Here is a 23016-nt window from a genome sequence, read left to right as displayed (position 1 = left end):
TTAAACTACCAAGATTCTTGAATATTCTTCAACAGATAATATACCTTTTTTGATAAAATTTCTGCCTATAACTTGCATAGTTTTAAATCCATCTTTAACCGCAACTTCTAACATTTCATCTCCTCTAGCATCTCTTAAGATTGCTGCTTCTAAGTTTGGAGTTTTTTTCAAAACCTCATAGATACCTTGTCTACCTTTATAGCCAGTGTTATTACACTCAGCACAACCTTCACCCATTTTGGGTGTAAATGTACTTAACTCTTCTTCTTTAAAACCAAATTGCATTAAACTTTCTTTAGTTGCTTTTGGATCATCTACCAGACATGTGGAACAATTTTTTCTAGCTAATCTTTGAGCAACAATTAAACTCAATGCAGAGGCCACCATGAAACTTGGCACTCCCATGTTGACTAATCGAACAACTGTAGAAACTGCATCATTAGTGTGGAGTGTACTTAGTAATAAGTGACCCGTTAATGCTGCTTTGATTGCAATATCGACAGTAGATTTATCTCTTATCTCTCCAACTAAAATTACTTCTGGGTCTTGTCTTAAAAAAGATTTTAAGATGGCTTCAAATGTTAAACCAATTTCATTGTTAGCTTGAATTTGACCGACACCCTTTAAATAAAATTCAACCGGATCTTCGGCTGTCATTATATTGGTGCCAGGACTATTTATTTTTTTGATACATCCGTAAAGAGTTGTACTCTTACCACTTCCAGTTGGGCCAGTTACTAAAACCATCCCTTGCGGAGCAGTAATAGCTGCAACCAAATTATCATAATCTTCTTTGTCTAAACCAATTTGTTCTAACCCTAAATCAGGTCCTGCAGCAAGTAAACGCATAACCACTCGTTCACCTTCTTTAGCTGGAATTACTGAAAACCTAACATCAATATCGACATCATCTTCATTTTTTGGTGTTGGGTTTTTAAACTGAAGTTTACCGTCTTGAGGTAATCTTTTTTCTGAAATATCACATCCAGACATAATTTTTAATCTTGTGATGATCGCATTATAATTTTCCATCAAAAATTGTTTAAATTGAAGTTGCTCTTGAAGAACTCCATCTTTTCTAAATCTTACTCGTGCTTCACCTCTTCTAAAAACTTCAATATGAATATCGCTGGTGCCACTTAAAAAAGACTCATTTAAAAGCTTATCCACAAAATCAACTACAGCATTTCCACTGTCAGTAGTTTTAGTGTTGGGAACTTTAACATTTAAGTTTGGTTTTGAAACTTTTGGTTGGGTGCTTGTAGGAGTAGTATTTTCCTGTGTTGCTTCAATAACTGCTTTGAATTTTAATGCTTGATCTAAATTAGATGGCTTTGCAACGTATAATTCTACATTACAACCTGTCATACTTTTAATTTTACCGGCTAAGGTAGATTTAGTTGGATCAAATAATGCTATTTTTAAAATCCTACCATTTAATTCAAAAGGCAGCATTTCATTTTCCATTATAAAATCTTTTGGAAGTTTTTTTACAGCATCTTTTTTAACAGTTTGTTCAGTTAAAATAATTTTTCTTAATGCATAATTTCTTGAAACTGCTGCAACAATATCGTCTTCACTGACAAGATTGTCATTGATTAAATATTCTAATATTCCAAGAGGTGCCTTACCATTTCCCTCATATTTCTTTTTTGCATCACTAAAATTAGCTTCAGATATTTTTCCACTGTTTTTAAGAAGGGTTGAAATTTTTAAACTAATTTCAGCGTTTATTGATGGCATGTATAAAAGTTATAATAAAAATTATAACTTATACAACATTAGCACTTAAGAATATCAACAGTTGAGTTTTATTGTCTTGATCTGTTTTTTGTCTAAAAAATGCTCCTAAAACTGGAATTTTTGAAAAAAACGGAACATAGTTTTCACTATTTTCTCTTGTATTCTTATACACTCCACCAAGTACTGCAACATCTCCTGCATTAATTTGCACTATAGAGGTTATTGATTCTTCATTAGTTGTTACACTACCATCTGACAATGAGGCGCCAGGAGTATCATTAGAAAGTGTTAGTTCCATTTTGATTGTACTCTCACCAATAATTTCTGGTGTTACAGTAATACTCAAATTTTGTGGTATCTCTTCTGTTGATCCTGCCGCATCTCCTGAAGCTGGAATTACTTTAACTAAAGTTGTTCCTTGAGTAAGTTGAGCTTGCTCACCATCCATTGCAAATAATTTTGGATTTGAAACTGTTTCAGTATTAGAGTCGTTTACTGAATTTGTAATAACTGCTTTAATTTTTGTCATACCTATATTACCTAATAAAAAGGCTCCACCTGCTACATTGGCTGCATCACTTAAATCAGTATTCGAAATATTTTCAGGTAAGGATACAGTATTAGTAGGCGTTATTTCAGTTGTATTACTTGGATTTGTATCAATTCCTGCAAAAGTAATTCTGTCTCTTCCATTTTGTGCGTTTTGTGCATTTATTAAATCTAAATTAGCACTAAAGTTTTTATTAAATCCATCTGTTGCATTTACAATGTAAGCCTCGATCATTACTTGTTTTTTCTCTAAATCAATTTTATTTAAAATATTCTCTGCTTGATTAAGTTGAGCGTATGTTCCTGTAATTATAATTTGGTTATTTTGCTCATCATCAACCATTGTAAAGCCTTCTGCTTCACCCATGATTTCTCCAAGTGACTCGACTAAATCTGTAGAATTTTGATAAAAAACTTTAAATATTTCTGTAACCATAGGTCCAGCATTATTTTCATCACTTGATACAGATCCACCAGAGTCTAAAGAAGCTAAATTATTATTTGCTTCAATTGTATTATCTATTTTAGATTTTTCTAATTGCGCAAAAAATTCTTTTGTATGAACTCTCAATAAGCCAGAGTCTTCATCCACCGTCATAACTAAACTATTAATATCTAATATAGCGTAAACTGCAGATCCCCATTTTATATTTTCAAAATCGATGGTTATTTCGCCATCAACTTCATTACCTATAATTATGTTTCTTTGAACTAATCCAGCAAATAATTTTAAAGCTGATCTTATGTTCATATTGTTCAATTTTAAACTAACTTCAGTATCCTCTAATTTTTTGATCTTTAAATTTCTATCAAGAAGTTTAAGTGATTTTTTTTCTGGCTCTTTACCCTCTGTTAAAGAAATTCTTCTAACTAACTTTTCTTCTTTTTTATTTTTATTTAAAATATCTTTTGTATCTTGGCTAAATTGTTCAGATGTTTTTCTGAAATTTTCCGCACTTGCTTTGACATTAAAAGCTTCAATTTCTTGAACAGCACCTTTGTCTTTTTGATCATAAGCCATCTTTGGTCTTTTTGAAGTGCTACAACTAGCTAATAAAACAGAAACTGTGATTACCAAAAATAATTTAATAAAACTTTTCATTAATTAAATAAGTCCTCAACATTGGTAACAGTTTCACTGTCGTTATCATTATTATTGTTTTCATTACTTTCTGTTTGATTATCAACGTTTGTATTATCAACATTAATATCATTGTTAATTAAATCTTCAGTGTTTGTTTGTGGTAATGAAGCAATCGTTAAACCAACAATTGGTGTATTGATTAAGAACTCGTACTCTATATTATCTTCTAATACAATCATTCTAGTTCTTTCAATTGAAACTATTCTACCATCTTTATTTCCAATTCTATCTCCTTCTCTAACCATAAATTGTCCACCACTGATTTCAACTATAGCTAAATTTTTTCTATCAATTGCAAAATCATTAATACTTTTCTTATCTAAGTTTTCATAAGAAATATTTTGATTAGCATAAATTGGTATCTTCACTAATTGATTTTCATTTAGCACCACTGTGTTTTCTTCGAATATGTTAAATTGAATTAATTCATCAATTTCTCTTTCATATCGTCCAGCAATATCTGCAATTGTTTCATTCATGTTTGTTACGTGAATAAAGAAAGGGAGCAATAATTTATCACCAATGAACAAAATGCTTTCCTCATCAAGATCATTATAAGATGCTAATTGAGTTACATTTAAATTATATCTGTCTGCAATGGTTGTTAGGTTTTGACCTTCTTTAACAATATGAAATCTACTTGGTATTACAATTTTATCTCCTGTAACTAATTTTCTAGATCCTGGATAAATTGCATTTGCTAATTCTATTTCTCTTAAAGAAAAACCATATCTAAATGCAATTTGTTCAACTGTTTCATTTTCTAAAATAGTGTGGGTAGTCGGTGTTTTTGCCCGGTCAAATTTTTTAATCTTAGCTCTTTGAAATTTATGCTCAGACTCTTTACTTAATGCTACCCCTTTTAATAAATAGTCCTTTAATGAATAAGCAACAATTGGATCAATATTTAAAATAGTAACTAATTCAGTATCCTGAGGTTCAGCTTCAGCAACTTCAATTGTTTCTTCAGCTTCAATTGGTTGCTCCTCAATAATCTCTTGATCATTATTATCATTTTCAGCAATTAATTCTTCTTCAGCTTCAATTGTCTCTTCTGGCTTTACTTCAACCACTTCAGGCTGTCTTGTAATTCCTATTTCATTGGTAAATGGATCACTATAAGAATTACTTTGAAATAAAGTTATAAGAAATATTAATAATATTCTAAATAGCATTATTTTTTACCTGCCTTTAACAAATTCATAACCATTGCTTCATCATCAAAAACCTCATCATCAACAGGTTTTAAAGATAGTCTTGAATTAAATTTTTTAGATATTTTTTCTTTTGGTAAATCTTCTAGTTTTGGAACAGGCTGACCCTGAACCGTATAAAGCGCTACTCTATCGTCATTAGTGAACTCTACCATTGCTTCAATTTTACTGTCACTTACAACTTCATTATCTGAAAAATTATTCATCATGTTAACCACTGCTTGGTCATTCTTTGCAACCCCTGAAAATAAAATATTATTTTTCTCCTCAATTCCAAAATTAGTTAATCTTATATCTTTAGGAACTATTTGACTTAAACTTGCATAAAGATTTGCAGTTGTTTTTAAATTAGAACCTAATGATGCTGCTATTCTTGTATCTTCATTTATTTTTTGAATTTTAGCGTTGTAACCTTGTAACAAACTTTGTTTGCTTTCTAGATCTTCTTTGAGTGTTGCTGCTGCAGTTATTTTTGAAGAATTATTAGAAATTTTTAAAATCTTAAATGGTAAAACATGAGCAACAAAACCTAAAATAAAAATCATTGATATCATCAAACAAAAATTACCTAAAGATTTTGATCGTCTATTAATTTTTACTTGATTAAAATTAGATAATAAATTGACGGACATTATCTCATTAGTTTCAAGATTAAATGAGTTCAGTTTTCTTGATGCAACACCGATTGCTTCAGATGCTAGTGATTTATTGGATAAACTATCTATATATTTCTTTGCATCATTTGAAAATTCAACTGTTTCCTCTGGATTGTAATGTTTTACAATTACATCTCCTAATTGTCGTTCAATTCCTTTTGAAACGTTTTTAATTTTTATCTTATCTGTTACAATGGTGATAATACTGATTGGATCAAATTCATATTTTGTTTCATACTCAACCAAATATTGTTTAATCTGTGAACCTAATCTTTCAAAAATTTCATCCCAAAATTCTGTTTCTATACTTTCAACTTCTTCAACAGTATCTAGTAACACTTGATCAGCTTCAATAATGTTAAGTTCAGAATATTGAAAACCTTTATTTGAACAAATGGTAATGCTTTTTTCCTCTTTCGTATAATTAAAGACTACATTTGGAGTTTCAAAACCTTCTTTGCCAAGTACAATTCCTTGAGCATTAACATGTGCAAACGGCGCTAAATCTATAACAACTGGATTATAACCTGCTAATCTAAAAATATTTGAATAGGCTTCAACAAATTTTTTTTCCATAGTAACCAAAACAACATCCATAACTCCGAGTTCTTCGTTTGTGTTCACTACTGAGTAACTTGTTTCAAACTCTTCTAAACTTTCTGGTGTTTCATCAAACTGATCCCAAAAACCACTAAAGGCTGTTGCTTCAGTTAAACTTTCCTGATCCATTATAGGGATTTGTAAATTATAAATTTGTGCTTTGGAGGTATCTAGTGAAATTGCAACATCTCTTGTTTTTGTCTTAATAGAATCTAAAGCATTTTTAACTTGATCACTTAAGTATGTGGTTGCTGATAGAAAATCTTGATCTTCACCAATTCCTGCTATTTGTTGGTTTGTAAAATTATCAACTTTACAAGTATTTTTTTTATATGAAATTTCTGCTGCTTGAATAAACTTATCTTTAAAAACTACTCCAATAACCTTTTCTTTTTTAGAGTGGTAATTGCCCAACATTTTTATTACTGGTGCAAATGCTTTTGCAATTGGTGGGCCAAGTTTATCAATCATAAATTTTTAAAAAGCTTAATAGAATCACAATAATAAATAGCGAATCGGTACACAAGCATTAGTTGTGTTACTTTATATATAGATCAACAGTAAAAAAAACTTGAAAAACTGTTACTTTTAGAGCATCAAAACATTAATGAGTTTACATGATAAATTAAAAACATATCCAAAAAATTATGATTTATCTGATATTCACATCAGATCGAATCAACCATTTGCAATCAGAGAAAATGGTGAGATCAAAGTTTTTAGCGATGATATAATATCGAGACAAGACATCGAGTCATTTTGGAAACAATCTTTAGATAAAGCTCAATATGATTACTTAATTACAAATGGAGATTTAGACTTTGCAGTCGTTGTCGATGGACAAAGATTTAGAGCAAACGGTTATTATTCTTCTTATGGACCTAGTATGGTTCTTAGAAAAATTATTAGTGAAATACCAAATATTGAAAAACTTGGTTTACCCCCTGCAGCTCATGAAGCAATTACTCATAAAACAGGTTTAGTTCTTGTCACAGGTCAAACAGGTTCAGGAAAATCTACATCTCTTGCAGCAATGATTGATCAAATCAATTCACACAGAGCAGAAAATATAATTACTATTGAAGATCCTATTGAATTTGTTCACCCTGCAAAAAAAAGTATTATTTCCCAAAGGGAAGTTGGAAAAGATACAGGCAGTTTTGCTAAAGCTTTAAAATCTGCATTAAGACAAGATCCAGATGTAATTTTAGTTGGTGAAATGAGAGATCTTGAAACTATTTCATTAGCATTAACTGCTGCTGAAACAGGTCACTTAGTTTTTGGAACATTGCACGCAAGTAGTGCCTCATCAACTATAACAAGGATCTTAGATGTGTTTCCACCAGCGCAAAAAGAACAAGCACAAACGATGTTAGCTGGATCAATTCGATTAGTAATGTCTCAACAACTTTTAAAAAAGAAAGGTGGAGGAAGAATTGGTTGTCATGAGGTAATGACCGGTACACCTGCAATTAGAAATTTGATTAGAGAAGGTAAAACAGAACAAATCCAATCTACACTTCAAACATCTGCTAAAGATGGAATGTTTACGATGGAAAAATGTTTAGAGGGTTTAAAATTAAAAAAATTAGTTGAATAAAACTAATTAGGACTTTCAGTAAATCGTTGTTGCGGAATAGTAGCTGAGAAAGTTCCGGTTCCTACACAGTTATTTTCTGTTTGCTCTCCAAGGCCTCTATTAACATTTGAAGGATTTGGATTATTTGAACCTTTGCAGTTTAAATTTAGATTAACTTTACCGTTCATTTCTACTTCAACATCGATAAATTTAATATTGCTAGCAGTAGACTTCGTTATGATATTATTATAAAAATAATGAGCAGCTAAAAATGCAAAAAAAGCAATAACAAATAATTTAATGCTATCTAAATTTTTTTTAAACTTAATCATATTTACTATAATTATAGCTTTTATTCCTAAAAATTCTAATGCAAATATTTATGAGTTAAGTTGTAAAAATAATAAAAATACAACTACTTGGGTTTATTCAAATAAAAGACAACAAGTTATTTTAACAAAAATCAATAATTCTAAAACAAAAGTAAACTTTAAAATGGATAGACAAACACCGTCATCTTTTTCTTCAAAGGGCAACATTGGTGGCTTTCAAACTAATGTAACATTCAGCAAAAATTCAAAAGAATTAGCGATGTTGCAAAAATCTCTAAGGGGCTCTAATCAATTTTACAAATGTTCTGAGCCTAAACTTCTAAAAGAAGAGTAATTAAAATACCAAAGTTAATAAAGTTCCAGCTTCATCCTTATGTTCATATGTCATTTCTTTAGAAATACTCTTAATAAAATGCACACCTAAACCACCTGGTTTAATGTCATCTAATGCTCTATGTTTAATTTGATCTATTGGAACCCGTTCGCCAAAATCTCTAATCTCTGCTTTAAAACTATCTCCAGATATTTTTTCTAATTTTATGGTTATCTTTTTTGTTTTATCAAATTTGTATGCATAACGAATTATGTTTTGTACCGCTTCATCAATCGCTAATTTGATATTTAAAATATTTACTTTAATTTGATTTTTTTTACAAAAATCTTCAACTTTTTGTCTAACATTTTTTAGCTCAGCAGGGTCAGAATTAAATTCTAAAATCATTATTTCTATGATTTATCACATTTATAATTAATATTATCATAAAATTTCATGCAAACTTTCATACCTTTCTTACTAGCAACTTTTTTATTACTGGTGGTTCCAGGTCCATCGGTCTCAATTATTATTGCTAATACTCTAAGATATAATTTTATCTCAGGAATAAAAACCACTTTAGGTACTGTGACAGGATCTGCGTCTATGTTTGTTTTATATGCTTATGGTTTTGATTTCTTAAATAATCAACTAAATCTTTTTTTAATTATTGTTCAGTGGATTGGTATTTTTTATCTATTTTACATTGGCTTTAGCATGTTCAAAAATGCAAAAGATTTAAATATCAAACTACCAAATGTTGAGAAAAAAAACTTTTATATTCAGGGTTTTTTAGTTTTATGGTCCAACCCTAAGATGATTGTGTTTATTGGATCATTTATTCCAGTGTTTTTAGATATGAACCAAGACCCTTTTAATCAAATAATAACTTTTGGAATTATATTTTGTATCTTAGGTTTTGTCTCTGATGGATTTTATGCAGTGATTGTAAATTTTATGAAAGAAAACTTCTTTAAAAAAGATTTATCTTTGATTGGTAAATTATCAGGTACGTGCTTAATGATAGGATCTTTATGGTTATTAAGTTTAAAGTTTTAATTAAATCTTAAACTTTTCTTTTGATTTAAGTTTTTATCTAAATTTTTGCTTGATAAATATTTTAAATACCCTTTTTTTAATTTTTTCCATTCTTTATCAATAACTGAAAACCATGCGGTATCTCTATTTCTTCCTTTAATCACTGCTGCTTGTCTAAACACACCTTCAAATTTAAAACCTAATCTTAAGGCAGCATTTTTAGATTTTGCATTACCATTATTACATTTCCATTCGTACCTTCTATATTTAAGTGTCTCAAAAACATTTCTCATCATTAAATACATCGTCTCCGTTGCCTCAACTGTTCTTCTTAAAATTGGAGAATAAGTAATATAACCAACCTCTATTGAACCAGCTTTTGGTTGAATTCTTAAATAAGATGCTAATCCATAATATTTTTTATGTCTTTTTGAGTAAATTGCATAAAAAAAACAATCTGTATTTTTTATATAATACTTTAATTGATTAATATTTTTAAAAGGTCCATCAGGCATATATTTCCATAACAAACCTTGTTTATCCAAACTAAAGGTTTCAAATAAATCTTTACCGTGTTTTGAGGGATTGGCTGGTTCAAGAATTACAAATTTACCTTTTAGAAAATTTTTACCTGGAACTTTAGGAAGTTTAAATCTTATTTTTTTCCCCAACATTTAAAAATTTTATAATCTTAAAAAGTAGTTTTCAAATAAATTATATAATTACCAAAGTTTTTTATTTCTAAATGGTAAGACACATTTTGGTTTAGATTTTATTTTTAATCTTTTTGAAGAAATTTTATTAACTAACCACCCAATAGGTTGAGAGAGTTTATAAGGTGCTGGAATTAAAGATGTATTGGTTTTTTTAAATCCTGATTTTTTATAGTAACTTGGATCACCATAAGTCATTAATAAATCTACCTTTTGTTTCTTTAAGTACTTTAAAGAAAATTGAATAATTTTTTTTCCAATTCCTTGTTTTTGTAAATTACTATCCACTGCAACTGGTGCTAATAAGTAAACCAAATAATCCTCTTTATATTGAAGTTTAGATAAAAAAATATACCCAACAATCTTAGTATTAATTTTTGCCTCAATGCCAATAACATTTTCACCATCTATTAACTTTGCAAGTTTAAAAGATAATCTGCTTACAATATTACCCTCTTTCTTGCCTTCAGATTTTGTAAATACTTTTTTAAAAAATAGTTCAATTTTTTTAGATTTTTTGGTTTTTGATAAAGAAATACTAATCTTGTTCATTAATCTATTTGGCAACTGCTTTTTTACTGTGATGATGATAACAATGAAAACAAATAGGTCTGTCTTCTATTTCAAATTCTGAAAAATATATCTTTTTATCTGTTCTAATTTCTTTTTCCTGACCACAAAATCCACATCGCTCAATTCTTTTTTGCTTACTGAATTCTTTAGCAATAGGATCCGTGTTATTTAAATTATACCAAGCCATAAACTTTAATATTAATTTAAAATAAATATTTAATCTAAAATAATGTCAGGTTTTCCCAATAAATCTTTGTCAGGCTCAACCCCTAAACCAAATCCAGTAGGTGCAGAAATTCTTCCACTAATTCTTGTAGGTCCATTTTGATCTAAACGGGGTGACACATATCCTGATAAATCACATACATTAAGTAATCTTGATGGATCACAACTTATTCCTAAATGAAGCAATGCTGCAGTTGCAATGTCACTTCCCCAAGTATCTTCAATACACATTTTAGTTCCAAAATAACTACATAGTTCTCTTGCATCTCTAACCGCACTTACTCCACCAAACTTTGAAAGTTTTAATGCAGCAACATCCATAATTCCTTTTTCATATCCTTCTAAAAGAGTTTTGGTGTCATACACACCTTCATCTAATTTCATTGCAAGACCTGTTGCTTGTTTAACGGATGCACATTCTGATAAAGTTACACAAGGTTGTTCTAACATAATATCTAGATGAGCAACTTTTCTACTTGTTCGGATTGCATCTAATGGGGTTGCTCCACAATTCCAATCTCCATAAACTAAATGATTGTCATCAATTACTTCTCGAACTTTAATCAATCGTTCAGCATCAACCTGCCAATTATTATCAACTCCTAATTTTACTTGAAATTGAGTAATGCCTTCTTTTTGTTTTTCTTTTGCAATCTTGACCATTTCATCTGGTGCAACACATGTAATTGAATGATATAAAGGCATGTCTTTTTGTTTTTGACCCCCTAACAATTTAAACAAAGGTAATTTTGCAACTTTTGCAGTGATATCCCATAAAGCAATATCTAAAGGAGACTTTGCATAGTTATGCCCTTGTAAATATTTATTCACCTTTAACATTAAAGCTTCTGGTCCAACAGGGTCAGATCCGATGATAATTGGTGCAAGTTCAGTTAAAGCAGGTGCAATGCCTTTTGCATATGCTGGTAAATAATGAGGGATAGGACAACATTCACCCCAACCTTGAATACCACTATCCGTATCAATTGAAATAATTACACTTTCAACTTCATCGCAGGTTTTATTACCTGCCATATAATAAGTTTCATGACTTTTAAGATTAATATTCCAAATAGAAATTTTAGTTATTTTCATTAATTTCCTACTCGCTTTGCAACACCTTCTTGTTGTTGTTTATTAAATTCATCATCATTCATTTTATATAATTCTTCAATTCTTAAATTTTTGGTTTCAATTGTAGGTAAATTTTTATTTTTCATTCCAAGATGTCTTGCAAAAACAGCTTTCTTTTTACTTGTTTGGTGAGGCTGGAAATCTTTTATATCTTCAATAGTAAGCTTATCTCCTTTATGGATATAACCTTCTTTTACCGCTTGATTAAAAATCTCTATTCCTTTTTTAGTTCTAGTGATCACTGCATTAAACCCTTCATCTTCTCCTTTTGGAGATCCACCTCGCCAGGTATCTAAAGCTGCAATATCTGCACTTTCTCCTATTGCATCAGGACATATCTTGCATCTAAATGGAACTTTCCAATTACTTTCATCGCCCCAAAAAGAATTATAATCTTTATCAAACTCACGATTATCTTTTGTTTTAATGTACATCCTGCCAGGGTTTCCATAACCTCTATATCTAAATTCTTTAAGTTCTTGTTCTTTTACATTAAAGCTTTCAATAAATTCTTGTGATTTAGCAAGTTCTTGAAATCCTCCACAAACTAAAGTGAAAATATATTTGCAATATTGATCTACTCTCTTATCTGATTTAGCAAGTAATCTTATAGCGCCTGCATCACAAGGTTTTCCAACGAATGCAAAAGTTTGTTTTTTATCTAAAGCTTTATGAAATTCACTTAAAGGCGAAGATGGGCCGTATCTTGATCGACTTTCGCAGTTTAATAAATCTTCCCTGTTGTAACTGTATTTTACAACATTTCGCATCGGGTTATCTTTATCCCCTGCAGTATGCATTATAAAATCAACTTTATTTTTCTCTAACAGATATAAAGACAAACCATTTAACAAACCACCTGTTGAACTTTGAAAACGAATTTTTGGATCTAACGACCATGAATAAAATAGATCATAATAATATCCCCAAATATCATCATGCTTTGACCCTTCATTTTCTTTATTTTGAACAGGTCCTTCAGCAATAACCCCGGGGCAAACTTTTTTAATTTCTTCTAAAGTTTCATCTGAAATTGGTTTTAATTCTTTAGGCTCTAAATTGCCTTTGTCACTCATTTCTATTTGAAGTGAGTTGCCTGCAATACTTTTACAAAGACCACAGCCAATACAAAGGCCATTTTTTACAATATCATCTAAAGAATTAATTTTTGTCATTACTCTTTATAAGAAGGATCTTTTGCATCACATCTTCTAAGTAATGCTGGCCACTCGTTTAATCCAGGTGAAAATAATTCATATTGTTTTTGAGATAATTTCCACATTTCTTCAGTTGCTCTTTCAAGTGGAAGTCCTGAACTTGTTGCTTGGATTGCAACTTCACACATTCTAATTGCATAATACATATTCATAAAAGCCTCGCCTGCAGTTGCACCAACAGTTAAAAGTCCATGATTTTTCATGATTAAAACTTTATTGTCTCCCATGTTTTCTGCAATTCTAACTCGCTCGTCTTTATTAATCGATAAACCTTCCCACTCATGATAGCCAACTTTACCGTACAGCATTGAACTATCTTGAACAAAATGAGGAATACCATCTTTCAATGCAGTTGCAGCTAAAGCAGATGGTGGGTGTGCATGAAAGACAAATTTTGCATTTGGATGGTTTAGATGAATAGCACTATGAATAATAAAACCTGCTGTATTTGCTTTTTCAGGTCCTTCTAATACTTTACCATGTTCATCAACCTTAATTAAGTTTGAGGCTTTAACTTCTTCATATAACAATCCCATTTCATGCATAAAAAAAGTATGATCGGTGCCAGGTGCTCTTGCCGTAATGTGGTTCCAAACCGTATCATCCCAACCCATCATATTAGTTAATCTAAACATAGCTGCAAGATCTACTCTTACTTTCCAATCTGCTTCACTGATATTATTTTTCATCTTCCCTCCTTTGAAAAAGTTAATTTGTTATTTTGCTCTAAAAGTTTAATCACTTTTAAGTGATTAGATTTTGGTCCATATTTCTTAAGTGCTTGTTTATAAATTTTTGAAGTTAAATTCATAATTGGTAAATTTAATTTTTGATATTTGATTATTTCATTTGCTAAATTGATATCCTTCATTGATAACCCTAAAAAGAAAGAAGGATCATAATCGCCATTTATCATATTAGGGCCATATCGTGTTGAGGTATAACCACCACTTGCACTTTTATCGATAATCTCCAACATTGTTTTTGGTCTTATTCCTGACTTAACCCCTAACATTAACGACTCTGATAAAGATAAATAATTTAAGTAACATAAACTGACTTGTGCAATTTTTGCAGCATAACCAGCACCAGGTTTATTGAGATAATATAGATTTTTACCTAACAGTTTAAAAATAAACTTAAGTTTACTCACTGTCGTTTTATTACCACCAATAAAGATAGATAATTCACCAGATTGAGCTTTTAGATTGCCACCTGATATAGTTGCATCAACAAATTGGTAGATCTTTCCTTTAAGTTTTTGTTTTAAAAAATTAAAGCAACTCAAGGAATTAGTGGAGCAATCAATCCAAATTTTACTTTTACTCAATTGATCGATGATTTTACCTTTGCCAACTGATAATGATTTAATTTGTTTAGGTCCAGGGACACAGGTGATTATGATATCTGAAAATTTAATAAGCTCTTGCAACGATTGAGTTGCCTTTGCTTTTTTTGATTTAAATTTTTGAATAGATTTTGAACTGACATCATATCCTAATAAATCAATTTTTTTTGATTTATGAAGATTAAAAGCCATCGGTAATCCCATGTTCCCAAGTCCAATAAAACCTATTTTAATCATTAATCCACCAAATCATCATCACGTTTTTTATTTCTTTCATAATGAATAGGCATTGCTCTACCGTAAACAATTTTAGAATGTGCAGGTGTATTTACTCTCCAACTATCTAAAACATAAGTTGGTAAAGCAATATAACGAGTAGTGTTCCCTTTAATTTTTGTAACTCGATGCATTGAAAATCTTCCTTTAAAGATTTGAAGATCTCCTTCACCTAACTTTAACACTCTTACTTTTTCTCGATCACCACTTAAAACCTTTTTGACATCCTCGAATTTGTTATCACTTGGAGCTCTTAAGTTTGGAACATATTCAAAGTCTCCACCCTCATCTGCTTTTTTAACCAAGATACTTAAAGTAAATTCATTACTATCAAAGTGCCAAGGCAAAGTGTGACCTGGGTCCATACAATTATAAGGATTTCGACCAAGTGGATCAGCCCATTGAAAAATAGGTTTAACTCCTAAACAATCAGAGACAAAATCTTTTAATTCATCTGTTTCATAGATAAATCTTAAATCGCTATCATCACTTAAAACATCAGAATTGAGATAACCATTCTTTCTTTCATTAAATGTGTTGATTGGATGATTTGTTTCGTAATTTTCATCTTTAATACTAAAGTATGGATTGTGACTTTCATCAGACCAGTAAATATGCTCACGTCTTGTTGAAACTTCCTTAAACATTTTATCAAGTGAGTCTTGTTTAATAAAATTTGGAATTTTGCAGCAACCTACTTCATCTAACTCATTTTTATAATGAGCGACCATCTCTTTACGTTCTTTTGATTGTAAATCGTGAATTGGGTATTTTTGTAAATCTATAATTTCCTGTAATCTTTCCATTTTCCTCCTTTTAAAAAAATAATTAATTAAGATTATTTAAGAAGGATATTTTTTACAGCTTCGTGGGCGTTGAAGAATTTAAATGATTTTTACAGTCTATCTTTTGAAGTAATAGAGAAAATAATTTTGAAGAAAGTCTTGAACTTAAACCCACTCTTGCAAGTCTATGATGATGAGTCGATAAATTTAAGTTCATATCAAAACGTTATTATATTTCTAAGGTCTCGTAAACAAAATTTACAAGGTGCCTTCAATGACATACTTTAATATTCTAACAACCTGTTTTTGATCAGAAGCAATGGCTGAAGCTGCAGCATCGACTTCTTTTAAAGCATGCTGGTGATCTTCACTATGGATTACAATGATTGATTTATCTAAAGCTGCTGCATAACCTGCATCAAATGCTGCATTCCATTGCTTATATTTTTCGCCAAATTTAACAACAACGACATCGCTGTCTTTAATAGATTTTTTAGTTCGAATTGAATTGATATTTGCGCCCTTTCGATCTTTCCAGAAATTTTTCTCTTCAGGGCCTAAAATCTCAACTCCACAATCATCAGATGAAGGATGATCAGTTACAGGAGATGAAAATTTGATATCTAAATTTTCTTTTTTACAATTTTCAATTATTTCTTCTCGCCAATTCGTATGAATTTCACCAGCTAAATAAACTTTTAACATTTTAATTCTTTATTTTTTAATCAAAATAACCTGATTGTATAAATTTAACAAGATTAACGGTTGAATTATCACATGTATGGTCTACCACTTGATTAATGAAAATTTTAAAATTTCTAATCATTTTAATAACTATTTTTGCTCCAATACACCTTCAAGCAGAAGAAAAAAATTCAAAATTGTATGAAGGAGAATGGATCAGTAATTGCTCTGCAGATGATAAAAAACAATGTGTTCTTGAAAGAAGTGTGTTTGTAGATAAAGAAATGAAACAAAAGATAGTTACTATTGCAATGCAAACAAAGTCAGGATCTAACAATGTTAGATTTGTATTGATTAGTCCTCTTGGAACATCAATACCACAAGGAGTTAAAATTGGTTTTGATGGAAAATTTATTAGTGAAAAACCATATGGTTTTAATATTTGCAGGCAAAATGGATGTATTACCAGCATGATGGTTAAAGATGAAACGTTAAGTAAATTTCAAAAAGGAAATGAAATGAATTTAGAGTACGTTGCACCAAATGGCCAAAAAATAAATATCAATCTTGGTTTAAACGGATTTAGTAAAGAATTTAAGAAAATTGCCTCAAACTAAATAATTTTAAAATTACTTTGTTTAATTGCACCAAAGCCACCTTCAACATGAGATACTTTTTCAAATCCCATATCCTGTAATGCTTTAGCAGCTAATGCTGATCTTGATCCTGCTGCACAAAATAAAACTATTTCTTTATTAAGGTCTAATTTTCCTTCTTTAAAATATTGGCTATTTGGATCTATCCAAAACTCTAACATTCCTCTTGGAATATGAACTGCATTTTCTATTCTTCCCTCTTTTTCTAATTCCCTAACGTCTCTAATATCAATTAGATTACATTTGTTCTCTTTAACTAATGTTAATGCCTGATCGGTATTGATGGTTTTAACCTCAGTATAAGCTTCTTGGACTAATTGTTGTGCTGATTTGATTGCCATAAGTATTATTTATATCAAAAAAATTTATAATCAATTTCTTATATTGCACTATCCACTATTAAAGATATAAGCGCAGTTAAAATATATATATTTATACTTTTCCCAACCTCAATGAACTTTTCAGATTTACAAATAGAAAATAAGCTTAAAAAATCAATTGAGCTTGCAGACTTTAAAACTCCAACTCCTATTCAAAGCCAATCTATTCCAGTTAGTTTAACAGGAAGAGATATATTAGGAACTGCACAAACCGGAACAGGTAAAACGCTAGCTTTTACCATTCCAATGATAAATAAACTTTTAAAAGACAAAAATGCTATGGCATTAATAGTTTGCCCAACACGTGAACTTGCAACGCAAGTGATGGCAACCGTTTTAAAATTAAATGTTAGAGAAATTGGAATTGGTAATGCTTTATTAATTGGTGGTGAGAGCATGCAAAAACAACTTAGAAAACTTGGCAAACGTGCAAGAATTATAGTTGGAACTCCTGGAAGAATTAATGATCACTTAAAGAGAAAGAGTTTAGATTTATCCAAAGTTAACTATTTAGTACTTGATGAAACAGATCGAATGTTGGATATGGGTTTTACTCCTCAAATAGAAGAAATTTTAAACTACGTTCCAAAAGATCATCAAACATTATTATTTTCAGCAACACTACCTGATAATATTTTAAGAATTTCTCAAAAATATTTAAATAATCCTGAAAGAATTTCAGTTGGTTCATTATCAACTCCAATTGAAAAAATTAAACAAGAAACTTTTGAAATTACACAAGATAAAAAATATCACGAGTTAATTAATCAACTAGTGGAGCGATCAGGATCAATTTTAGTATTTGTTAAAACCAAACATGGGGCAGATAAAATTGTTAAACGATTAAAGTTTGATGGTCATAAAGCAGATGCTATTCATGGAAATTTAAGACAGAGTAAAAGAGATCGAGTAATTACTGGATTTAGAAATGGAAACAGTCGAATTTTAGTTGCAACTGATGTTGCTGCACGTGGATTAGATATCCCAGTTATTAAACACGTTATAAATTATGATCTACCACAGGTACCAGAGGATTATATTCATAGAATTGGAAGAACTGGTCGAGCAGGAAAAGATGGCTCTGCTTTAACTTTTTTAACTCCAAGTGATCGATCGATGTGGAATTCAATTAGTAAATTAATTGATCCAAATTACAAAACACCACAAAGAGACAGGAACCAAAAGAAAAATTTTAGAGGTGGTAAAAAAGTTAAAGGTTCTTTTAATAAAAATAAACGATTTAGAGATGATAAAAAACCAAACTTTAGAGACAAAAAGAAATTCTTTAAAAGAGATGACAATAAAGAGTCTGGTTTTAGAGGTAGGAAAAAATTTAATAAGAAAAATGATAATAGAAAGAAGGCTTTAAAAGATAAAAAGCCTTTTGGTTATACAAATAACCCTCAATATTTTGGTAAAAAAAATGATGAAAATTCTAGATCAAATGATGATCGAAAATCCTCATTTAAAAATAAAAAAAAGTTTAAAAATAGAAAAAGACCTAAAAATTTTAAATTTAAAAGATTTAAAAGAAATTAATTAAGTATTTGTGGATGAAATATCCACCCACAAGCAGAAATATTCCACTAGCGTAAATAAGCCAGAAATTCATATTCAATGAATTTGCGAAAAAGAATGGTAGAAAAAATAAATAACTGACAGGTACGGCAATTAGTATACTTTTTGTAAACGTTATTGTCTTTTCAATATCTTGATGTTCATAATATGAAAAGATAATTGCAATTAATGAAGCGATAGGTAGTGCTATTATAAATCCAGCTAACTTTGGATATTGACCTGAAAGCCAGCTTGCAAATGATATTAAGGTTGCAGCAATTAATATTTTAATTAAAAATATCATAATTAAACTTTATCTTATCTATTTTTAAAAAACTCTAATGTTTTATCAGTTATAAAATTACAAACTCTTTCATTAGATTGAGTAGTCACTCCAGAGATATGTGGGGTTAAAATACAATTCATATTGCTTTTAATTTTATTATAAAAACTTTCTTTTATTGGTTCATTTTCGAATACATCTAAAGCAAACCCAGAAATAAGATTAACATTATAAGCCTCAATTAAATCATCTTCATTTATAACTGATCCTCTGGAGGTATTTATTATAATTGGTTTTTCTTTCATTTTTGAAAATGAGCTTTTATTTATTAGATTTTTTGTTTCATCTGTAAGTGGTAAGTGAAGAGATATAATATTAGATGTTCCATATATTTCATCTAACTCAACAAACTTAACATTTTGATTGGCAGTTTGATCTTTCAAATAAGGATCATAAGCAATGATATTTAAACCAAGGTTTGAACAATAGTTTGAAACTTTTCTTCCAATTGTACCATAACCAATTAGTCCTAAAGTTTTACCACTTATCTCTTCAGATTTAATTGAAGTTCTTGGCCATTCACCTTTGATAGTTCCATTATGAAATAAAGGTATTTTTTTAATCAAAGATAATGAAGAGGATACAACATATTCTACAACAGAGTCTGCATTCATTCCTGTTGCCGGCTGAACATGGATATTTTTTTCTTCACAAAATTTTGTATCAATATTATCTAACCCAACTCCCAATCTTCCTACGAACTTTAAATTATTAGTTTGTTTTAAAATATTCTGGTTAACTTGGGTTTTGTTTCTTACAATTAAACCATCATAATCATTTATTATTTCTTTTATTTTATCAACTTTTTCCCAAAGTTTATCATCATAATTAACTTTAAATTTATCATTTAATAAATCTAAACTATTTTGATTAATAAACTCTGTAATTAAAATTTTAATCATTAAAAATTATAGATCTCTAAACCAAAGACCTTCAGGAAGGGGTACTAATAATAGATTTTTAAACCCAAAATATAAAAGTAAAATGAATAAACTACCTAACACCATATAAAGTATGATTTTTTTTATACTAAAATTTAAACCTGTATTAACTAATATTAATAAATTGAAAGCAATTAAACTAGTTAAAATAAATCCAGTTCTTTCTAAAAAATAAATCCAAGCAAAAAATACAATGCAGAGTAAAATTATTTTTAAAGTATCTACCTTCTCTTTATCTACTTTAATTTCTAACTTTAACGATCGATAAATTAAGATAACTGACAATAACAATAAGACAGAAGTAATTGCATACGGAAAAACTGAAGCAAATGGACTTAATTGGTTTGCTTCATAAAATAAAACAAAAGACAATAAAATAAAACAAACTCCAGAAATTAATGATGTTAAATCCTTAATCATTTACAATTCCTTTTCTTCTTTTGTATAATTTTTTAAAAGCTGGCAAAAATAAACTGATAATAATTAATAACACTAAAACAAATGATATCGGTCTTGCAAAGTAATTTGCAACAATACTCCCCTGCGCATTTCCAATAATATAAGCTTGAACGAACCCTTGTTCTGCTATTTGACCTAAGACTAAACCAAGAACAATTGGGGATGCTTTAAAACCTGCTCTATTTAAAACCCAGCCAATAAGACCAAAGAAAAACATAAAATAAACATTTAAAATATTATTTTGAATAGAGTAACTGCCAATAATGGTTAAAAATATTATTATTGGAATAAGAACTTGTTTTGGAACTTTTAATAAAGACTTATAAGCATATCTTCCCATCAATAATCCAAGTGGCAACATCATGATTGTTGCAAGAGCTAAACCAAATATAAACGTGTAAACAATTGAAGATTGTTGGGTAAATAAAGTGTCCCCTGTTCTAATTCCCTGAACAAGTAATGCTCCTAAAATTACTGCATCTGGAGGTGTTCCTGGAATACCCAAACATAAAGTAGGAACAAATCCACCACCAACTGTTGCATTATTTGCAGTTTCGGATGCAATCAATCCTTCAGGTTCTCCTTTTCCAAAATTCTCTTTATTTTTTGAGGTTCTTTTTGCCTCTCCATAAGAGACGATACTAGCGATACTTCCTCCTGCACCTGGTAAAATTCCAACAAATGTACCAATTAAAGCACCTCGAATTGCTTCAAATTTATTTTTAATCATTATTAAAAATGACTCTTTTAATCTTAAACTTTTAGGAGTTTCATTATCTCCTAAGTGTTTTCCTTTCATACTAGTTAAATCTAAAATGACCGGGATACAGAAAAGACCAATCATGGCACTTACAATTTCAATTCCACTATTTAAAAAACTTATATTCCAGGTCATTCTCATATCACCACCAACTACAGCAACACCAATCATTGACATTAATAATCCAATGCAAGCTCCAATTAGAGATTTAATATTATCTCCTTCTGATAGAGTTGAAATTAAAGTTAAACCTAATAACGCTAACCAAAAATATTCTGTCGGTCCAAACATTAAAGAGACACTTGCTAAAGGTGGGGCAAATAATGCTAAACAAATTACACCTACAATACCGCCAACAAAAGAAGACATGCAACTTATAGACATTGCAAGATCTCCATCTCCTTTTTTAGCTAGTGGATAACCATCAAATGTAGTTGCAACCGCTGAAGGAGTACCAGGAGTATTAATTAAAATTGCTGACCATGAACCACCAAATATAGCACCAGTGTATATTGCTCCAAGAACAATTAATCCTGATGAGGGTTCTAATGCAAAAGTAAAGGGAACTAAAATAGCAACAGCCATCGTTGCTGAAAGTCCTGGCAAGGCCCCAATAATGATCCCTGCCAGAACTCCTAAAAATGCTAAGCCTAAGTTAAGAAGACTTAGTGATGACAAAAAATCTGCAAAAAGATTTGCCATCTAATGATTTAATTATTTAATTAAACCAAGTTCTTTAGCAATTGCTTCATTAGCTGCTTTTTGCTCTTTCATGAAACTATCTATTTGATCATGACCGATATTAACAACTACGAAAGCACCGTCTTCCATCTGTTTTTTGAACTTAGGATCAGAATTAATTTTCATAATTCTGTCTGACCATTCTTTTACAGTCTCTTTAGATGCAGATTTTGGTAACGCGTAACCTCTGTAAGCACCTGAAACAATGTCAAATCCTAACTCTTTAAAGGTTGGAACATCAGGAAATGCAGGAAGTCTTCCTTCTGATGCAACTGCCAACATTCTAACTTTAGAACCTTGTTTAGCTGCTACAGTTGAATAACCAGCTTCAGCTACAACTTGTTTACCAAGTAATGCTTGAACTGCTGCACCTGTACCTTTAAATGGTACATAAGTAGTTTTGATACCTGCTTTTTGGTTTAGTGAAATTGTTAATAAGTGATTAGCTGAATAAGTTCCTGATCCACTAAAAGTTAATTTACCTGGATTTTTCTTTGCATAATCAATTAAATCTGCAAGAGATTTGTATGGGCTTGACGCCTCTACTAAGATTGCATCTGGAGTGTAGTGGAAAAATGAAAACACATTAATGTCATCAGTTTTGTAACCAGCACTGTCGCCTTTTGCAATTGGTTGCATAATAATGTGCGGAAGGTTAACCCCCATGATTACACTTCCATCACCTTTTTCAGAATTTAAAGAAGACCAACCTACTGATCCCCCGCCACCTGGTTTATATTGTACAACGATATCACTATTATAAATGTCTTTATAATAAGGTTGTTGCATTCTAGCAGTGACATCAGACTCGCCGCCAGGTCCAAATGGGATTATATTTGTAACACTTTTACTATGACTTCCTGCATTAGCACCACTGATAGTGATTACTAAAAGTGATAACGCTGCTAGGAAATTAGTTAAGAAAGTTCTTAATTTCATTTATTTCCTCTTGTTAATTATTTGTATAATAAAGCTGGAAACCTAGATTTAACTTGTATAATTGTCAATGTGGTTAAAATTTATTAACACTAATTTTTAATCTAATTACCAACTAAA

Annotated in this window: 26 protein-coding genes; 5 read left to right on the top strand and 21 right to left on the bottom strand. The window is 30.1% G+C overall.

Annotated features, from left to right (window positions below; genetic code table 11):
* The 4 genes from ACTTAU_RS03955 to ACTTAU_RS03940 are packed head-to-tail and all read right to left on the bottom strand — an operon-like array spanning nt 1 to nt 6377.
* Nucleotides 1-1743: a GspE/PulE family protein gene (locus ACTTAU_RS03955; protein ID WP_438305352.1), complete on the bottom strand. Its 1743-nt coding sequence runs from the start codon at nt 1741-1743 to the stop codon at nt 1-3.
* A 28-nt stretch (nt 1744-1771) separates the two neighbouring features.
* Nucleotides 1772-3394, bottom strand: coding sequence for a secretin N-terminal domain-containing protein (locus ACTTAU_RS03950; protein WP_438305354.1), 1623 nt, complete (start codon nt 3392-3394; stop codon nt 1772-1774).
* Complete coding sequence (locus tag ACTTAU_RS03945; RefSeq protein ID WP_438305355.1) at nt 3394-4611, bottom strand: LysM peptidoglycan-binding domain-containing protein; 1218 nt, start codon at nt 4609-4611, stop codon at nt 3394-3396. The genes ACTTAU_RS03950 and ACTTAU_RS03945 overlap by 1 nt, the downstream gene beginning before the upstream one ends.
* Nucleotides 4611-6377 carry a PilN domain-containing protein gene (locus tag ACTTAU_RS03940; protein ID WP_438305357.1) on the bottom strand — a complete coding sequence of 589 codons (1767 nt, stop codon included), beginning with the start codon at nt 6375-6377 and terminating at the stop codon, nt 4611-4613. The genes ACTTAU_RS03945 and ACTTAU_RS03940 overlap by 1 nt, the downstream gene beginning before the upstream one ends.
* A 136-nt stretch (nt 6378-6513) precedes the next feature.
* On the opposite strand from ACTTAU_RS03940, the gene ACTTAU_RS03935 reads away from it, so the two are divergent.
* Nucleotides 6514-7506 carry a type IV pilus twitching motility protein PilT gene (locus ACTTAU_RS03935; RefSeq protein ID WP_085114533.1) on the top strand — a complete coding sequence of 331 codons (993 nt, stop codon included), beginning with the start codon at nt 6514-6516 and terminating at the stop codon, nt 7504-7506.
* A 2-nt stretch (nt 7507-7508) separates the two neighbouring features.
* Here ACTTAU_RS03935 and ACTTAU_RS03930 read toward each other — a convergent pair whose 3' ends face one another.
* Nucleotides 7509-7817, bottom strand: a complete 309-nt coding sequence (locus tag ACTTAU_RS03930; RefSeq protein ID WP_438305359.1) for a hypothetical protein — start codon at nt 7815-7817, stop codon at nt 7509-7511.
* Between ACTTAU_RS03930 and ACTTAU_RS03925 the strand changes: the two genes are divergently transcribed.
* A complete protein-coding gene (locus ACTTAU_RS03925; RefSeq protein ID WP_085114535.1) occupies nt 7786-8151 on the top strand; it encodes a hypothetical protein in 366 nt (121 codons plus the stop codon). The two genes, ACTTAU_RS03930 and ACTTAU_RS03925, sit on opposite strands and share 32 nt — an antisense overlap.
* On the opposite strand, the gene ACTTAU_RS03920 is transcribed toward ACTTAU_RS03925, so the two are convergent.
* Nucleotides 8152-8538, bottom strand: coding sequence for an ATP-binding protein (locus ACTTAU_RS03920; RefSeq protein ID WP_438305360.1), 387 nt, complete (start codon nt 8536-8538; stop codon nt 8152-8154).
* 48 nt (nt 8539-8586) lie between these two features.
* Here ACTTAU_RS03920 and ACTTAU_RS03915 point away from each other — a divergent pair, with 48 nt between their 5' ends.
* Nucleotides 8587-9189, top strand: a complete 603-nt coding sequence (locus ACTTAU_RS03915; RefSeq protein ID WP_438305362.1) for a LysE family translocator — start codon at nt 8587-8589, stop codon at nt 9187-9189.
* Here the strand turns inward: ACTTAU_RS03915 and ACTTAU_RS03910 are convergent.
* The 9 genes from ACTTAU_RS03910 to ACTTAU_RS03870 all read right to left on the bottom strand — a co-directional run bounded on the left by ACTTAU_RS03910 (nt 9186) and on the right by ACTTAU_RS03870 (nt 16144).
* On the bottom strand, nt 9186-9842 hold the full coding sequence (locus ACTTAU_RS03910) for a GNAT family N-acetyltransferase (RefSeq protein ID WP_438305363.1): 657 nt from the start codon (nt 9840-9842) through the stop codon (nt 9186-9188). The genes ACTTAU_RS03915 and ACTTAU_RS03910 overlap by 4 nt on opposite strands.
* Before the next feature lie 48 nt (nt 9843-9890).
* On the bottom strand, nt 9891-10433 hold the full coding sequence (locus tag ACTTAU_RS03905) for a GNAT family N-acetyltransferase (protein ID WP_438305365.1): 543 nt from the start codon (nt 10431-10433) through the stop codon (nt 9891-9893).
* Nucleotides 10434-10437: 4 nt separating this feature from the next.
* Nucleotides 10438-10641, bottom strand: coding sequence for a hypothetical protein (locus tag ACTTAU_RS03900; RefSeq protein ID WP_438305367.1), 204 nt, complete (start codon nt 10639-10641; stop codon nt 10438-10440).
* 29 nt (nt 10642-10670) lie between these two features.
* Nucleotides 10671-11774: a mandelate racemase/muconate lactonizing enzyme family protein gene (locus tag ACTTAU_RS03895; RefSeq protein WP_438305368.1), complete on the bottom strand. Its 1104-nt coding sequence runs from the start codon at nt 11772-11774 to the stop codon at nt 10671-10673.
* The gene (locus ACTTAU_RS03890; RefSeq protein WP_438305370.1) at nt 11774-12988 is read right to left on the bottom strand and encodes a Coenzyme F420 hydrogenase/dehydrogenase, beta subunit C-terminal domain; all 1215 of its coding nucleotides are present in this window, start codon (nt 12986-12988) and stop codon (nt 11774-11776) included. The genes ACTTAU_RS03895 and ACTTAU_RS03890 overlap by 1 nt, the downstream gene beginning before the upstream one ends.
* Nucleotides 12988-13719: a class II aldolase/adducin family protein gene (locus ACTTAU_RS03885; protein ID WP_438305371.1), complete on the bottom strand. Its 732-nt coding sequence runs from the start codon at nt 13717-13719 to the stop codon at nt 12988-12990. Before ACTTAU_RS03885 ends, ACTTAU_RS03890 begins: the two co-directional genes overlap by 1 nt.
* Nucleotides 13716-14615 (bottom strand): NAD(P)-dependent oxidoreductase, encoded by a 900-nt coding sequence (locus ACTTAU_RS03880; protein ID WP_438305372.1) that lies wholly within the window; start codon nt 14613-14615, stop codon nt 13716-13718. Before ACTTAU_RS03880 ends, ACTTAU_RS03885 begins: the two co-directional genes overlap by 4 nt.
* On the bottom strand, nt 14615-15460 hold the full coding sequence (locus ACTTAU_RS03875) for a HalD/BesD family halogenase (RefSeq protein ID WP_438305374.1): 846 nt from the start codon (nt 15458-15460) through the stop codon (nt 14615-14617). The genes ACTTAU_RS03880 and ACTTAU_RS03875 overlap by 1 nt, the downstream gene beginning before the upstream one ends.
* A 237-nt stretch (nt 15461-15697) precedes the next feature.
* Complete coding sequence (locus ACTTAU_RS03870; protein WP_438305377.1) at nt 15698-16144, bottom strand: YtoQ family protein; 447 nt, start codon at nt 16142-16144, stop codon at nt 15698-15700.
* 95 nt (nt 16145-16239) lie between these two features.
* On the opposite strand from ACTTAU_RS03870, the gene ACTTAU_RS03865 reads away from it, so the two are divergent.
* Nucleotides 16240-16740, top strand: a complete 501-nt coding sequence (locus tag ACTTAU_RS03865; protein WP_438305378.1) for an invasion associated locus B family protein — start codon at nt 16240-16242, stop codon at nt 16738-16740.
* On the opposite strand, the gene ACTTAU_RS03860 is transcribed toward ACTTAU_RS03865, so the two are convergent.
* Nucleotides 16737-17120, bottom strand: a complete 384-nt coding sequence (locus tag ACTTAU_RS03860; RefSeq protein ID WP_438305380.1) for a rhodanese-like domain-containing protein — start codon at nt 17118-17120, stop codon at nt 16737-16739. The two genes, ACTTAU_RS03865 and ACTTAU_RS03860, sit on opposite strands and share 4 nt — an antisense overlap.
* 111 nt (nt 17121-17231) lie before the next feature.
* On the opposite strand from ACTTAU_RS03860, the gene ACTTAU_RS03855 reads away from it, so the two are divergent.
* A complete protein-coding gene (locus tag ACTTAU_RS03855; protein WP_438305382.1) occupies nt 17232-18698 on the top strand; it encodes a DEAD/DEAH box helicase in 1467 nt (488 codons plus the stop codon).
* On the opposite strand, the gene ACTTAU_RS03850 is transcribed toward ACTTAU_RS03855, so the two are convergent.
* From ACTTAU_RS03850 to ACTTAU_RS03830, 5 genes are read right to left on the bottom strand one after another with little or no spacing between them, the layout of a single operon-like run.
* Entirely contained in the window at nt 18685-19020 is a 336-nt protein-coding gene (locus ACTTAU_RS03850; protein ID WP_438305383.1) for a hypothetical protein, read from the bottom strand. The two genes, ACTTAU_RS03855 and ACTTAU_RS03850, sit on opposite strands and share 14 nt — an antisense overlap.
* A gap of 14 nt (nt 19021-19034) precedes the next feature.
* On the bottom strand, nt 19035-19961 hold the full coding sequence (locus ACTTAU_RS03845; RefSeq protein WP_438305385.1) for an NAD(P)-dependent oxidoreductase: 927 nt from the start codon (nt 19959-19961) through the stop codon (nt 19035-19037).
* 6 nt (nt 19962-19967) lie between these two features.
* Complete coding sequence (locus ACTTAU_RS03840; protein ID WP_438305387.1) at nt 19968-20420, bottom strand: tripartite tricarboxylate transporter TctB family protein; 453 nt, start codon at nt 20418-20420, stop codon at nt 19968-19970.
* Nucleotides 20413-21921 (bottom strand): tripartite tricarboxylate transporter permease, encoded by a 1509-nt coding sequence (locus ACTTAU_RS03835; protein WP_438305389.1) that lies wholly within the window; start codon nt 21919-21921, stop codon nt 20413-20415. The genes ACTTAU_RS03840 and ACTTAU_RS03835 overlap by 8 nt, the downstream gene beginning before the upstream one ends.
* Nucleotides 21922-21933: 12 nt before the next feature.
* The gene (locus tag ACTTAU_RS03830; RefSeq protein ID WP_438305390.1) at nt 21934-22899 is read right to left on the bottom strand and encodes a tripartite tricarboxylate transporter substrate binding protein; all 966 of its coding nucleotides are present in this window, start codon (nt 22897-22899) and stop codon (nt 21934-21936) included.
* Between the last annotated feature and the right edge of the window lie 117 nt (nt 22900-23016).

Origin of the sequence: Candidatus Pelagibacter sp. HIMB1505 (assembly GCF_052047915.1) — a bacterium.
GTDB classification, from domain to species: Bacteria; Pseudomonadota; Alphaproteobacteria; order Pelagibacterales; family Pelagibacteraceae; genus Pelagibacter; species Pelagibacter communis_A.
This window is presented reverse-complemented; position numbering and strand designations above follow the sequence as displayed.